This window comes from Enterobacter sp. FB (assembly GCF_000805795.1).
Classification (GTDB): domain Bacteria; phylum Pseudomonadota; class Gammaproteobacteria; order Enterobacterales; family Enterobacteriaceae; genus Enterobacter; species Enterobacter roggenkampii.
Genome location: NZ_JSZC01000013.1, coordinates 2571653 through 2586249 on the forward strand (window position 1 = coordinate 2571653; position 14597 = coordinate 2586249).

Consider the following 14597-nt stretch of genomic DNA (forward strand, 5'->3'; position numbering starts at 1 on the left):
GAATGGGATTTTCTTCATGCTACAACACGGCTACACTCCCATGGCAGCAGAGATGAACGATATGCCGGTTCATCGGTCAAACTAGCACATCTAACATACAGGACAGTGGTTATGTTCAGGCAGTTGAGAAAAACACTGGTTGCAACACTGATTGCCGCGGTGACGGTCGGTCAGGTGTTGCCCGCTTTTGCTGACTCGTCCGATACATTGCCGGACATGGGCACCACGGCAGGAAGCACGCTCTCTATTGGGCAAGAGATGCAAATGGGCGACTACTATGTCCGCCAGCTGCGCGGCAGCGCCCCGCTGATTAACGACCCTTTGCTGGTACAGTACATAAACGGGCTGGGCATGCGTCTGGTAGCACACGCCGACTCGGTAAAAACCCCCTTCCATTTCTATTTAATCAATAATGACGAAATCAACGCCTTCGCCTTCTTTGGCGGTAACGTGGTGCTGCATTCGGCGTTATTCCGTTATTCGGACAACGAAAGCCAGCTGGCCTCGGTCATGGCGCACGAAATTTCGCACGTCACCCAGCGGCACCTGGCGCGTGCGATGGAAGACCAGAAACGTAACGCTCCCCTCACCTGGGTGGGCGCACTGGGTTCCATTCTGCTGGCGATGGCCAGCCCGCAGGCCGGGATGGCGGCGCTGACCGGTACGCTGGCCGGGACGCGCCAGGGGATGATCAGCTTTACCCAACAAAACGAGCAGGAAGCAGACCGCATCGGCATCCAGGTGTTACAGCGCTCAGGCTTTGACCCGCAGGCCATGCCGAGCTTCCTCGAAAAACTGCTCGATCAGGCGCGTTATTCTTCCCGCCCACCGGAAATTTTGCTCACACACCCGCTGCCTGAGAGCCGTCTGTCGGACGCGCGTAACCGTGCCAACCAGATGCGCCCGGTTGTGGTCCAGTCTTCGCAGGATTTCTACATGGCGAAAGTGAGAACGCTGGGGATGTACAATTCCGGGCGTAACCAGCTCACCAGCGACCTGCTGGATGCCCTGGCGAAAGGCAACGTGCGTGAGAAAAACGCCGCGCAGTATGGTCAGGCGCTCCAGGCGATGGAAGCCAGCAAATACGACGAGGCGCGTAAAGCGCTGCAACCGCTTCTGGCTGCCGACCCGAACAACCCGTGGTACCTCGATCTGTCGACGGATATCGATCTGGGGCAGAAGAAGCCTGCCGATGCGATTAACCGCCTGAAAGGGGCGAAAGACGTCCGTACCAACCCGGTGCTGCAGCTTAACCTGGCGAACGCTTACCTGCAGGGCGGCCAGCCGGGTGAAGCGGCGACCATCCTGAACCGTTACACCTTTAACAATAAAGACGATCAAAACGGCTGGGATCTGCTCGCTCAGGCGGAAGCCCAGCTTGGCAACCGCGACCAGGAGCTCGCGGCCCGTGCCGAAGGCTTTGCCCTGGTGGGCCGCCTCGATCAGGCCATTTCCGCGCTCAGCAGCGCCAGCTCGCAGGTCAAACTCGGCAGCCTCCAGCAGGCCCGATACGACGCGCGTATCGATCAGCTTCGCGGCCTGCAGCAGCGCTTCAAGCCGTACGAGAAGATGTAATCAAGGAGAATTCACGTCATGACAGACGCCGTAAAAATTTATCACAACCCGCGCTGCTCCAAGAGCCGCGATACCCTGAGCCTGTTGAAGTCTAACGGCGTGGAGCCGGAGGTGGTGCTGTACCTCGACACCCCACCGGACGCGCAAACCCTCCGCCAGCTGCTGCATATGCTGGGCATGGGCAGTGCACGGGATCTGATGCGCAAGAAAGAAGATCTGTATACGTCGCTTAACCTGAATGACGACCGTCTCTCCGAGGAGCGGCTGATACAGGCGATGGTTGAAAATCCAAAGCTGATTGAGCGCCCGATTGTGGTGGCGAACGGCCAGGCGCGCATTGGACGCCCGCCGGAAGACGTGCTTGAGATCCTCTGATGGTTTCGCCCGGTGGCGCTGCGCTTACCGGGCCTACGGGTGCCATATGTAGGCCGGGTAAGGCGCAGCCGCCACCCGGCACAACTATAGCTTCAGAATATCTTTCACAAACGGAATGGTCAGCTTGCGCTGGGCGGTAATCGAGGCGCGATCGAGCTGATCCAGCGTGTCGAACAGCGTGCGCATTTCGCGGTCCAGCCGCTTCAGCAGGAAACGGCCCACGTCTTCCGGCAGCTCAAACCCACGCTGCTTTGCACGCAGCTGTAGCGCCTGAAGCTTATCTTCATCCGACAGCGGCTGGAGCTTGTAGATTTGTCCCCAGTCCAGGCGAGACGCCAGATCCGGCAGGCCCAGATTCAGCTGTCGAGGTGGGCGATCGCCGGTGATCAGCAGCCGGGTTTTGCCCGATTCCAGAATGCGGTTGTAGAGGTTAAAGATCGCCATTTCCCACGGCTCATCCCCCGCCACGCATTCGATGTTATCGATGCAGACCAGGGAGAGATGTTCCATCCCCTCCAGCACCTCAGGCACGAACCAGGTTCGTTTATCCAGCGGCACGTAGCCTACCGCATCACCGCGCGCCGAAAGCTCCGCACAGGCGGCATGCAGCAGATGGCTGCGCCCCGCACCTTCGCGTGACCAGATATAGATGTATCCGCTGTGTTCCTGACGCAGCACGTTTTGCAGTGCAGCCAGTAAAGAGGGGTTATCACCCGGCCAGAAACTTGCAAACGTTTCGTCGTCAGGGAGATAGAGTGGCAGAGAGAGCTGTGCCGGTCCGTTCAGAAGTACCTCAACCAGATCTGACATAAAATCGGCATGGAGTTTAACACGGAACCTGCAAGGAGAGAACCGGGCGGATCGTCCGCCCGGTTAAAGGATCACTGTGACGCTTTTTCGCTTTCGTCAGCGTCCAGCACCACCTCTTCCGGGCGGATCACGGAGATCAGCTTGAAAATGAGGCTCAGGCCCACGCCGACGATGGTCGCCAGCGCCATGCCTTTCAGCTCGGCCGCCCCGATGTGCACCTTCGCGCCGCTCACGCCGATAATCAGGATCACCGACGTCAGGATCAGGTTCTGCGCTTTGCTGTAATCCACTTTGGATTCAATCAGCACGCGAATACCGGAGGCACCGATGACCCCGTACAGCAACAGAGACACGCCGCCCATCACCGGCACCGGGATGATCTGAATCGCTGCCGCCAGCTTGCCGACGCAGGAGAGCAGAATGGCGATGATCGCCGCGCCGCCGATAACCCAGGTACTGTAGACGCGGGTAATCGCCATCACGCCGATATTTTCACCGTAGGTGGTGTTTGGCGTAGATCCAAAGAAACCGGAGATGATGGTGGAGAAACCGTTCGCAAACATGGAACGGTGCAGGCCCGGGTCGCGGATCAGGTCACGTTTGACAATGTTCGCCGTCACCACCAGGTGGCCGACGTGCTCCGCAATCACCACCAGCGCCGCAGGCAGAATGGTGAAAATCGCAAACCATTCGAAGCGCGGCGTATAGAAGGTAGGCAGCGCGAACCAGTGCGCCTGCGCAATCGGGGTGGTATCCACCACGCCCATCATAAAGGAGAGCGCATAGCCCGCCAGCACGCCGATCAGGATCGGGATAATCGCCATAAAGCCGCGGAACAGCACGGAGCCAAAGACCGTTACGCCCAGCGTCACCAGCGAGATGATAATGGTTTTGGAATCCGGCGACTGGCCGTCTGCTGGCAGCAGGCCGGCCATGTTCGCCGCCACGCCCGCCAGCTCAAGACCGATGACGGCCACGATGGCGCCCATCGCCGCAGGGGGGAACATCACGTCCAGCCAGCCGGTACCGGCTTTCTTCACGATGAAGGAAACCAGGCAGAACAGCACGCCACACATGATAAAGCCGCCCAGCGCGACCTCATAACCCAGCGGCAGCAACAATAACACCGGAGAGATAAAGGCGAAGCTCGACCCGAGATACGCCGGGATTTTGCCTTTACAGATAAAGAGATACAGCAGCGTACCAATGCCGTTGAACAGCAGCACGGTTGCCGGGTTAATGTGGAACAGGATTGGCACCAGCACGGTTGCGCCAAACATGGCGAACAGGTGCTGCAAACTAAGCGGGATAGTCTGTAAAAGCGGCGGTCTTTCACTCACCCCGATAGCACGGCGCGTCATAGTGTTTTCCTCTGAGTAGTATCGTTGTTGGTGTTTTATTCAAAAAAAAGCCGACTATCAAAGTCGGCTTATTTATCGTTATTCGATTATTTCGTACCAAAGATCTTATCGCCGGCATCGCCGAGCCCCGGGATGATGTACCCGTGCTCGTTCAGGCCCTGGTCGATAGAGGCGGTATACAGCTCAACGTCCGGGTGCGCTTTTTCCAGTGCCGCGATCCCTTCCGGTGCCGCAACCAGCACCAGCACTTTAATGCTGCTGCAGCCCGCTTTTTTCAGCAGGTCGATAGTGGCAATCATTGAACCGCCGGTTGCCAGCATGGGGTCAACCACCAGCGCCATACGCTCGTCGATGTTGGACACCAGCTTCTGGAAGTAAGGAACCGGCTCGAGGGTTTCTTCGTTACGGTAGATCCCCACCACGCTGATGCGCGCGCTTGGCACATGCTCCAGCACGCCTTCCATCATGCCGAGACCGGCACGCAGGATTGGCACAACGGTAATTTTCTTACCTTTGATCTGCTCAACCTGCACCGGGCCGTTCCAGCCTTCGATGGTGACTTTTTCTGTCTCCAGATCTGAGGTCGCTTCGTAAGTCAGCAGGCTGCCGACTTCAGAGGCCAGTTCGCGAAAACGCTTCGTGCTGATGTCATGCTCACGCATCAGGCCCAACTTGTGTTTAACGAGTGGGTGTTTCACTTCCACAATCTTCATTCTCTTTCTCCTCTGAATGGCATCCGCAAAAAAATCGCGGGATTATACCGCTTTTTTCGGATTGCGCCATACCCATGTTGCTTGACAGGGATCAAGCAAAGACAAAAAACCGGAGACAGGTCTCCGGCTTAAGTGCGAGGTTCTGCCCGGTGGCGCTACGCTTACGCGGGCCTACGTGTAGTGTAGGTCGGGTAAGCGTTAGCGCCACCCGACAATTACAGCTTATCGCCGTTGCTCGCAATCACCTGCTTATACCAGTCGAACGACTTTTTCTTGCTGCGGTTCAGCGTGCCGTTGCCTTCATTGTCTTTATCGACAAAGATAAAGCCGTAGCGTTTTTTCATTTCACCGGTACCGGCAGATACGAGGTCGATACAGCCCCACGGGGTATAGCCCATCAGGTCTACGCCATCTTCCACCACCGCTTTTTTCATCTCGCGGATGTGGGCGGCCAGGTAGTCAATTCGGTACTGGTCGTTCACGGTGCCGTCGCTCTCCTGCACGTCGATTGCGCCAAAGCCGTTTTCAACGATAAACAGCGGCAGCTGGTAGTGATCCCAGAACCAGTTGAGGGAGTAGCGCAGCCCCACCGGGTCAATCTGCCAGCCCCAGTCAGATTTCTGCACGTACGGGTTAGAGACCAGGCTCTTGCTCTCGTCATAGTCCAGCTGCGGGTTGTCCGCCGTCGCCTTGGTGGCGAAGGACATATAATAGCTAAACCCGATGTAATCCACGCAGCCCTGCGTCAGCGCGACTTTATCTTCTTCGGTGATATCCAGCGCGAAGCCGCGACGTTCAAAGTAGTTGAGCAGATGCTGCGGATACTTGCCGCGCACGTGGACGTCGGTGAACCAGTAGCGGCGGTGCATGGCGTTCATCGCCATCATCATGTCGTCCGGCGCGCAGGTCAGCGGGTAGATGGGGCACATGGCAATCATGCAGCCGATCTGCAGGGACGGGTTAATCTCGCGCCCCGCCTTCACCGCCAGGGCGCTGGCCACCAGTTCATAGTGCGCGGCCTGGAACATCACCGGCTCACGATCTTCACCCGGCGCGTACTTCAGCCCGGAGTTGGTAAACGGCGCAAAATCTTCATGGAAGTTGGCCTGGTTGTTGATCTCGTTAAAGGTCATCCAGTATTTGACTTTATGCTGATAGCGCTGGAAAACCACTTTCGCAAAACGAACGAAGAAGTCGATCAGCTTACGGTTGCGCCAGCCGCCGTATTCCGTGACCAGGTGGAAAGGCATCTCGAAGTGGGAAAGCGTAATCACCGGTTCGATGCCGTACTTCAGGCACTCGTCGAACAGATCGTCATAGAATTTCAGACCGGCCTCGTTCGGCTCAAGCTCGTCACCTTTCGGGAAGATACGCGTCCAGGCGATGGAGGTACGGAAGCATTTGAACCCCATCTCGGCAAAGAGTTTGATGTCTTCTTTATAGCGGTGGTAGAAATCGATGGCTTCATGGTTAGGGTAATTTTTCCCCTCAAGCACGCCGTTGGTGATTTCGCGCGGTACGCCGTGCGCACCCGCCGTCATCACATCGGCAACGCTAACCCCCTTGCCGCCCTCTTTCCAGCCGCCCTCAAGCTGATGCGCCGCAACGGCACCACCCCACAGAAAATCTGCTTTAAATCCTGACATTTGCTTTCCCTCATTCTGCGTTATTTTCTGCAAAAACAATTACAGAAACCGGTTTCAGTTCGATGATGTGCAAAGGGGATAGCCGTTGCAAGCAGAACGCCGAAACCGGTTTCATTTTCGTGAACAGAGTCAAGTTTGTCGCCCTGCATAAGCCAGAGAGAAAAAAAGATCCCCGCACCGAGAATAGGCTCGCAAACGTTTGCCTGGACTGTTAGAATTGCGCCGATTTTTCTTACTAGCTATGCAATCGCGTGGGGACTTGAGCCGTGACCAACAAAACTTCTCTCAGCTACAAAGATGCCGGTGTTGATATTGACGCAGGTAATGCGCTGGTTGACCGAATCAAAGGTGTGGTGAAAAAAACCCGCCGCCCGGAAGTGATGGGTGGTCTGGGTGGATTCGGCGCACTGTGCGCGCTGCCGCAAAAATATCGTGAACCTGTTCTGGTCTCGGGTACTGACGGTGTAGGCACCAAGCTGCGCCTGGCGATGGATTTAAAACGTCACGACACGATCGGTATCGATCTGGTCGCGATGTGTGTGAATGACCTGGTGGTTCAGGGCGCAGAGCCGCTGTTCTTCCTCGATTACTACGCGACCGGCAAACTGGACGTGGATACCGCGGCCAGCGTCATTAACGGTATCGCCGAAGGCTGTCTGCAGTCCGGCTGTGCGCTGGTCGGCGGCGAAACCGCTGAAATGCCGGGTATGTATCACGGCGAAGATTATGACGTCGCGGGCTTCTGCGTCGGCGTAGTAGAAAAATCAGAAATTATCGACGGCAGCAAAGTGGCGGATGGTGACGTGCTGATCGCGCTGGCTTCCAGCGGCCCACACTCCAACGGCTACTCTCTGGTGCGTAAAATTCTCGAAGTGAGCGGCTGCGACCCGCTGACCACCGAGCTTGACGGTAAACCGCTGGCAGACCACCTGCTGGCACCAACCCGCATCTACGTGAAAAACGTGCTGGAACTGATTGAGAACGTTGACGTGCACGCTATCGCCCACCTGACCGGCGGCGGCTTCTGGGAAAACATCCCGCGCGTGCTGCCGGACAACACCCAGGCCGTAATCGACGAATCCTCATGGCAGTGGCCAGCCGTGTTTAACTGGCTGCAGACCGCAGGCAACGTGAGCTCTCACGAAATGTACCGCACCTTTAACTGCGGCGTGGGCATGGTTATCGCCCTGCCGGCAAGCGAAGCGGATAAAGCGGTTAAACTGCTGACCGAAAAAGGTGAAAACGCGTGGAAAATCGGTACGATTAAAGCCTCCGATTCCGAACAGCGTGTGGTCATTGAATGAAAAACATCGTGGTGCTCATTTCCGGCAACGGAAGCAATTTGCAGGCCATCATAGACGCCTGTAAACAGAAGAAAATTAACGGCACCATTCGGGCAGTATTCAGCAACAAGGCCGACGCGTTCGGCCTTGAGCGCGCGCGGGAAGCGAACATTCCCGCGCACGCGCTGGAAGCCAGCCAGTTCGCCGGGCGTGAAGCCTTTGACCGCGAGCTGGTTCAGGAGATTGATGCCTACGCACCAGACGTCGTGGTGCTGGCGGGCTATATGCGCATTCTGAGTCCGGCTTTTGTTGCGCACTACGCCGGACGTCTGCTGAATATTCACCCTTCTCTTCTGCCGAAATATCCCGGCCTGCACACCCATCGTCAGGTTCTGGAAAACGGCGATGAGGAGCACGGCACCTCCGTGCATTTCGTTACCGACGAGCTGGACGGCGGTCCGGTGATCCTGCAGGCCAAAGTCCCTGTCTTTGCCGGCGACAGCGAAGAAGACGTGACCGAACGCGTGCAGACCCAGGAACACGCCATTTACCCGCTGGTGGTAAGCTGGTTTGTCGATGGGCGTCTCGAAATGCGCGACGGCGCTGCCTGGCTGGATGGCGTGAAGTTACCCCCGCAGGGCCATGCGGCGGAAGAGTAGTTTGTTATGTCGGGTGGCGCCGCGCTTACCCGACATCTACCTTGCATTACCCGATATTCCCTTCTCCAACCTTCTAAATTCCCCAACAAAAAAAATAACTGTCATACTTTTCTGGCACTGTTGGACATATCGTGGAAATGCTCGCCATAATAAGGACGAGACGGATTTACCACGTCCTGTGATTGAACTGGAGTGTGAGCTGTAATGGGTCAGGAAAAGTTATATATCGAGAAAGAGCTAAGCTGGTTAGCATTTAACGAACGTGTACTCCAGGAAGCGGCTGACAAAAGTAACCCGCTGATCGAACGCATGCGTTTTTTGGGCATCTATTCCAACAACCTGGATGAGTTCTACAAGGTTCGCTTTGCCGAGCTGAAAAGACGGATCATCATCAGTGAAGAACAGGGCTTAAACTCTCACTCGCGGCATCTGCTGGGCAAAATCCAGTCCCGCGTGTTGAAAGCCGATCAGGAATTTGACGGCCTGTATAACGAACTGCTGCTGGAGATGGCGCGCAATCAAATCTTCCTGATTAACGAACGTCAGCTTTCCGTTAACCAACAAAACTGGCTGCGCCACTATTTTAAACAGTACCTGCGCCAGCACATTACCCCGATTCTCATCAACCGCGAAACCGATCTGGTGCAGTTCCTGAAAGATGACTACACCTATCTGGCCGTAGAAATTATTCGCGGTGAATCCATTCGCTACGCGCTGCTGGAGATCCCGTCCGACAAGGTCCCGCGCTTCGTGAACCTGCCGCCGGAAACCCCGCGCAGACGCAAGCCGATGATCCTGCTGGACAACATCCTGCGCTACTGTCTCGACGACATTTTCAAAGGCTTCTTCGATTACGATGCGTTAAACGCCTACTCGATGAAGATGACCCGTGACGCCGAATATGACCTGGTGCACGAGATGGAGGCCAGCCTGATGGAGCTAATGTCCTCCAGCCTGAAACAACGCCTGACGGCCGAGCCGGTGCGCTTTGTTTATCAGCGCGATATGCCGGACGCCATGGTAGAAATGCTGCGCGAGAAGCTGACCATTTCGCGCTATGACTCCATCGTGCCGGGCGGCCGTTACCACAACTTTAAAGACTTCATTGGCTTCCCGAACGTCGGCAAGGCCAATCTGGTGAACAAGCCGCTGCCGCGCCTGCGCCATCTGTGGTTTGATAAATTCCGCAACGGGTTCGACGCCATTCGCGAGCGCGATGTTCTGCTCTACTATCCGTATCACACGTTTGAACACGTGCTGGAGCTGCTGCGTCAGGCCTCGTTCGACCCGAGCGTGCTCGCGATCAAAATCAACATCTACCGCGTGGCTAAAGATTCCCGCATCATCGATGCGATGATCCACGCCGCGCACAACGGCAAAAAAGTGACCGTGGTGGTTGAGCTGCAGGCGCGCTTCGACGAAGAGGCGAACATTCACTGGGCGCGCCGTCTGACGGAAGCGGGCGTGCACGTGATCTTCTCCGCGCCGGGTCTGAAAATTCACGCCAAGCTGTTCCTGATCTCCCGTAAAGAGGGCGACGACGTGGTGCGCTATGCTCACATCGGCACCGGTAACTTCAACGAAAAAACCGCCCGTATTTATACCGACTACTCGCTGCTGACCGCCGATGCGCGCATCACCAACGAGGTACGCCGGGTCTTTAACTTCATTGAGAACCCGTACCGCCCTGTCAGCTTCGACTATCTGCTGGTCTCGCCGCAGAACTCGCGCCGTCTGCTGTACGATATGATTGATAAAGAGATTGCCAATGCCCAGAAAGGGCTGTCGTCCGGCATCACCCTGAAGCTTAACAATCTGGTCGACAAAGGACTGGTGGACAGGCTGTACGCCGCGTCCAGCTCTGGCGTACCGGTTAACCTGCTGATCCGCGGCATGTGCTCGCTGATCCCGGAACTGGAAGGCATCAGCGACAATATTCGGGTGATCAGCATTGTTGACCGTTACCTGGAACACGATCGGGTCTATATTTTCGATAATGCAGGCGACAAACAGGTCTATCTCTCTTCGGCAGACTGGATGACGCGCAATATTGACTACCGGATTGAAGTTGCAACCCCGCTGCTGGATCCGCGTCTGAAACAGCGTATTCTCGACATTATCGAGATCCTGTTCAGCGATACGGTGAAGGCGCGCTATATCGACAAAGAACTCAGTAACCGCTATGTACCGCGCGGCAACCGCCGTAAAGTGCGGTCGCAACTGGCGATTTACGACTATATCAAATCACTCGAGCAACCCGATTAACCTATGCCGATAAATGATAAGACCCCACGCCCGCAGGAATTCGCCGCGGTCGATCTTGGCTCTAACAGTTTCCACATGGTCATCGCCCGTGAGGTGGATGGCGCGCTGCAGATCATCGGTCGTCTGAAGCAGCGCGTACACCTGGCGGATGGCCTTGATGAACGCAGCATGCTCAGCGAAGAGGCGATGGAGCGCGGGTTAAACTGCCTGTCGCTGTTTGCTGAACGCCTGCAGGGCTTCTCGCCCTCCAGCGTATGCATCGTGGGCACCCACACCCTGCGCCAGGCGCTGAACGCGCCAGAGTTTCTCAAGCGGGCCGAAAAGGTGATCCCCTACCCGATTGAGATCATCTCCGGTAACGAGGAAGCGCGTCTGATCTTCATGGGCGTCGAGCACACCCAGCCGGAAAAAGGGCGCAAGCTGGTGATCGACATCGGCGGCGGTTCTACGGAGCTTGTGATCGGCGAAGACTTTGAGCCTCGCCTGGTGGAAAGCCGCCGTATGGGCTGCGTCAGCTTCGCGCAGATGTATTTCCCGGGCGGCACCATCACCCGCGAGAACTTCCAGCGTGCACGTATGGCGGCTGTCCAGAAGCTGGAAAACCTGGCCTGGCAGTACCGCATTCAGGGCTGGAACGTGGCGCTGGGCGCGTCGGGCACCATCAAGGCGGCGCATGAAGTGCTGCTGGCAATGGGTGAAAAAGATGGGTTCATCACGCCCGAACGCCTGACGCTGCTGACCGACGAAGTGCTGAAGCATAAAAGTTTTGACGCCTTAAGCCTGCCGGGGCTTTCCGACGAGCGTAAGGCGGTCTTCGTGCCGGGACTGGCCATTCTCTGCGGCGTGTTTGATGCGCTGGCCATTAAAGAGCTGCGCCTGTCCGACGGCGCGCTGCGCGAAGGCGTGCTGTACGAAATGGAAGGCCGCTTCCGCCATCAGGATATTCGCAGCCGCACCGCGCAAAGCCTGGCCAACCAGTACAACATCGACCGCGAGCAGGCGAAGCGCGTGCTGGACACCACGGTGCAGATGTATGAACAGTGGGAAGAGCAGAATCCGAAGCTCGCGCACCCGCAGCTTGCCGCGCTGCTGAAATGGGCCGCGATGCTGCACGAGGTGGGTCTGAACATCAACCATAGCGGGATGCACCGCCATTCGGCCTATATTTTGCAAAACAGCGATCTGCCTGGCTTCAACCAGGAGCAGCAAACCATGATGGCGACCCTGGTGCGCTATCACCGCAAAGCCATCAAGCTCGACGACCTGCCGCGCTTCACGCTGTTTAAGAAAAAGCAGTTCCTGCCGCTGATTCAGCTCCTGCGTCTTGGCGTGCTGCTCAATAACCAGCGTCAGGCGACCACCACGCCGCCCACGCTGAAGCTGAAAACCGACGACCATCACTGGACGTTGAGCTTCCCGCACGACTGGTTCAGCCAGAACGCGCTGGTCCTGCTGGACCTGGAAAAGGAGCAGCAGTACTGGGAAGCGGTCACCGGCTGGCTGCTCAAAATCGAGGAAGAGAGCGCCGACGTCGCCGCGTAACGGTTCAGGCGTCCGCGCAGGACGCCTCTGTTTCCAGCAGTGACTCAAGCGGTGCCGGTCTGCCAATCAGATAGCCTTGCACATAATCGATACCTAGCGCGTGAACCGCGCTACGTATCTCTTCGGTCTCGACATATTCCGCCACCACCAGCATCTTTTTCATGCGCGCCAGATGGCAGATAGACGCCACAATCTGATAATCCAGGCTGTTGTTGACGATATTGCGGATGAAGTCGCCGTCGATTTTAAGAATATCTGCGTCCACGCTTTTTAGCCGCGCGTAGCTTGCATAGCCGGTACCAAAATCATCAATCGCAATGCGTACCCCCATTTTCTGCAGCTGACTGAGGATATGCAGCGCCTGCTCCGCGTTGCAGAAGTTGCTGCACTCCGTCACTTCAAAGATCAGCTGCCACGGCTCAATAGCGTATTTCGCCAGCACGCGGCTCACCTCAAGCGGGAACTGTACCCGGCACACTGTTGAAGGCGCCAGATTAATAGCAAAGCGCTGGCCGGGCAGTCTTTCCCGATGCGCGGCCAGGAAGCGCAGCGTATGCTCAAGCACCCACAGATCCACCCGGGAGGACAAACCAAACTCCTGCGCGACGGGCAGGAACTGATCGGGGGAGATCAGTATCCCATTGGTGTCCGGCATCCGCAGCAGGACTTCGTGATAGCAATCGCCACGCAGGCCGCGAACGGGTTGAACCAGCAGGATGAATTCGTCGTTGTCGAGCGCCTTCTGCAGGCGGCTCATCATCGCGACTTTATCCTTCAGGCTGCGCTGCAAATGGACGGCACCGCGCTGCTGAAGATTTTCCGGGTGATTAGAGGAGAGTGACAGATCGGCCACCACCGCCAGCTCCCCCAGCACCAGATAAAGATGGTTAACCGGGGACCGGACATAGCAGTAGCTTACGCCAACCTGCGGCTGCAGCGGCATGCCGTCCCAGACAAAGCGGAACTGCTTGATATGCTCGTCCAGGGCGTCAATCCGCTGCTGGTGCGATTCCGCGTTGAGCCGCACCGCCATGTCATATCCGGTGAGGTGATACACCTGCTCATTGGGCTGGAGCGTACCGTTAACCCACTGCGCCAGCTGCTGTTTGTACTGAATACGCAGCTGCACGCCGTAATTTCTGCCCAAAATTTCCAGCTCCGGAATGCGCAGCAGGCAGAGCGCCGACCACGGATTCTTCGCCAGATCGCGCGACAGCGCCCGCAGGTTAGGCATATGGACAACCGGATCGAGCAGTGCCAGCCTGCGGGCGTGTTTGTTCACCGCGCGCTGCCGGGTCGCCAGCATCGACATATAAATCACCACAAACGAAAAGACCAGGTAACTGGAAGAGGTGATCGCCAGCTGAATATCGTACCCCGCGTTCACTGGGATATAGCGGTAAAAATAGTGAATGGACACCAGCAGTATCGGGGTCCAGATCAGCGAAATCAGCTTATAGCCAAAACGCATCGCGCCCCAGAGCATCACCGGCATCAGCAGCGACAGGGTATAGTTAGTGGTGAAGATGGAGCTGTTTTCATTTATCGGGAGCAGCAGCAGCGACAGCAGCCCGCCAAGCGCAATCGCCCACAGCAAAAACTCCGCGGCCGTCACCTTTTTATCTATCTGGAAACGGATCTGCGAGAGAAGACTTTTGATATACCGCGGATGACGAATCAGGCGGATCAGCAGATAGCTCAACGGCACGCCCGTCAGCCCGCTGACCAGCAGCGCCTGGTAGTTAATGAGCGTACGAATGTTAAGAGGGTTCAACCCCGCGAGGCTCTGGCGACTCTCATACACGCCCAGATACACCGCAAACTGAAACAGCACCAGAAACAGCGTCGCGGGGCAGATGACCTGCCAGAAGATGCGCTGCGCCATCAGCCGGATGTCGCCGTACGCCGTCATATTGCGTCTGGGCGCAAACACCCGGTAGCCGCCCCAGCTGAGGACTAAAGGGACAATAAAATGGAGCACCCCGGCAACCGTTTCGAACATCCCGACCGACGGGTAATAGCGGATAAACAGCGACAACACGATCCCGGGAAGGGCTTCCAGGCCAAAGAACATCATCAGCGAGAGCAAAAAGGAGAGCGGTAAATAATAAAGCGCCGCGATACCGTCCCCCAGCTGCGTGAACGTATTTGCCACGCTCAGCACGGGAAGCAAAACCACCGGTAATAGTAGCGGCAATGCCCACCAACGGTATTTATTGTTTTTCAGAAAAGCGAAAATCTTCATAGATGCCCGGTTAAACCCCTTTTTCTCCAGAGGGAAGATAAAGACAGGCATCCAACCTGACCTGGCGCCACCCCGCGACGTGCAGAGTGAACAGTGTGGAGGAGGGATTTTAAATATCAGAGC

At 56.7% G+C, this 14597-nt stretch carries 11 protein-coding genes; 6 read left to right on the forward strand and 5 right to left on the reverse strand.

Annotated elements, in window-relative coordinates:
- Positions 1–111 precede the first annotated feature (111 nt).
- The gene (bepA, locus tag PI91_RS19220; RefSeq protein ID WP_021241809.1) at positions 112–1575 is read left to right on the forward strand and encodes a beta-barrel assembly-enhancing protease; all 1464 of its coding nucleotides are present in this window, start codon (positions 112–114) and stop codon (positions 1573–1575) included.
- Between the two features lie 18 nt (positions 1576–1593).
- Positions 1594–1950: an arsenate reductase (glutaredoxin) gene (arsC, locus tag PI91_RS19225; protein WP_032652948.1), complete on the forward strand. Its 357-nt coding sequence runs from the start codon at positions 1594–1596 to the stop codon at positions 1948–1950.
- Between the two features lie 84 nt (positions 1951–2034).
- On the opposite strand, the gene PI91_RS19230 is transcribed toward arsC, so the two are convergent.
- The 4 genes from PI91_RS19230 to PI91_RS19245 form a co-directional block, all read right to left on the reverse strand.
- The gene (locus tag PI91_RS19230) at positions 2035–2736 is read right to left on the reverse strand and encodes a DnaA inactivator Hda (RefSeq protein ID WP_166792068.1); all 702 of its coding nucleotides are present in this window, start codon (positions 2734–2736) and stop codon (positions 2035–2037) included.
- 95 nt (positions 2737–2831) lie between these two features.
- On the reverse strand, positions 2832–4121 hold the full coding sequence (uraA, locus tag PI91_RS19235; RefSeq protein ID WP_023294266.1) for a uracil permease: 1290 nt from the start codon (positions 4119–4121) through the stop codon (positions 2832–2834).
- 86 nt (positions 4122–4207) lie between these two features.
- Entirely contained in the window at positions 4208–4834 is a 627-nt protein-coding gene (gene upp / locus PI91_RS19240; RefSeq protein ID WP_008501641.1) for a uracil phosphoribosyltransferase, read from the reverse strand.
- 215 nt (positions 4835–5049) lie between these two features.
- Positions 5050–6480, reverse strand: coding sequence for a 6-phospho-beta-glucosidase (locus tag PI91_RS19245; protein WP_039266833.1), 1431 nt, complete (start codon positions 6478–6480; stop codon positions 5050–5052).
- Positions 6481–6746: 266 nt separating this feature from the next.
- Here PI91_RS19245 and purM point away from each other — a divergent pair, with 266 nt between their 5' ends.
- From purM to ppx, 4 genes are all read left to right on the forward strand, one after another.
- Positions 6747–7784 (forward strand): phosphoribosylformylglycinamidine cyclo-ligase, encoded by a 1038-nt coding sequence (gene purM / locus PI91_RS19250; protein WP_008501643.1) that lies wholly within the window; start codon positions 6747–6749, stop codon positions 7782–7784.
- On the forward strand, positions 7781–8422 hold the full coding sequence (gene purN, locus PI91_RS19255; protein ID WP_023344654.1) for a phosphoribosylglycinamide formyltransferase: 642 nt from the start codon (positions 7781–7783) through the stop codon (positions 8420–8422). The genes purM and purN overlap by 4 nt, the downstream gene beginning before the upstream one ends.
- 204 nt (positions 8423–8626) lie before the next feature.
- On the forward strand, positions 8627–10687 hold the full coding sequence (ppk1, locus tag PI91_RS19260; protein ID WP_008501645.1) for a polyphosphate kinase 1: 2061 nt from the start codon (positions 8627–8629) through the stop codon (positions 10685–10687).
- 3 nt (positions 10688–10690) lie between these two features.
- The gene (gene ppx / locus PI91_RS19265) at positions 10691–12229 is read left to right on the forward strand and encodes an exopolyphosphatase (RefSeq protein ID WP_008501646.1); all 1539 of its coding nucleotides are present in this window, start codon (positions 10691–10693) and stop codon (positions 12227–12229) included.
- Positions 12230–12233: 4 nt separating this feature from the next.
- Here ppx and PI91_RS19270 read toward each other — a convergent pair whose 3' ends face one another.
- Positions 12234–14474: an EAL domain-containing protein gene (locus PI91_RS19270; protein ID WP_032652955.1), complete on the reverse strand. Its 2241-nt coding sequence runs from the start codon at positions 14472–14474 to the stop codon at positions 12234–12236.
- Positions 14475–14597: the final 123 nt, after the last annotated feature.

Coding starts and splice junctions, on each gene's coding strand:
- arsC (WP_032652948.1), top strand. CDS start 1,594: ATGACAGACGCCGTAAAAATTTATCACAACCCGCGCTGCTCCAAGAGC.
- PI91_RS19270 (WP_032652955.1), bottom strand. CDS start 14,474: ATGAAGATTTTCGCTTTTCTGAAAAACAATAAATACCGTTGGTGGGCA.
- PI91_RS19245 (WP_039266833.1), bottom strand. CDS start 6,480: ATGTCAGGATTTAAAGCAGATTTTCTGTGGGGTGGTGCCGTTGCGGCG.
- bepA (WP_021241809.1), top strand. CDS start 112: ATGTTCAGGCAGTTGAGAAAAACACTGGTTGCAACACTGATTGCCGCG.
- ppk1 (WP_008501645.1), top strand. CDS start 8,627: ATGGGTCAGGAAAAGTTATATATCGAGAAAGAGCTAAGCTGGTTAGCA.
- purN (WP_023344654.1), top strand. CDS start 7,781: ATGAAAAACATCGTGGTGCTCATTTCCGGCAACGGAAGCAATTTGCAG.
- ppx (WP_008501646.1), top strand. CDS start 10,691: ATGCCGATAAATGATAAGACCCCACGCCCGCAGGAATTCGCCGCGGTC.
- upp (WP_008501641.1), bottom strand. CDS start 4,834: ATGAAGATTGTGGAAGTGAAACACCCACTCGTTAAACACAAGTTGGGC.
- uraA (WP_023294266.1), bottom strand. CDS start 4,121: ATGACGCGCCGTGCTATCGGGGTGAGTGAAAGACCGCCGCTTTTACAG.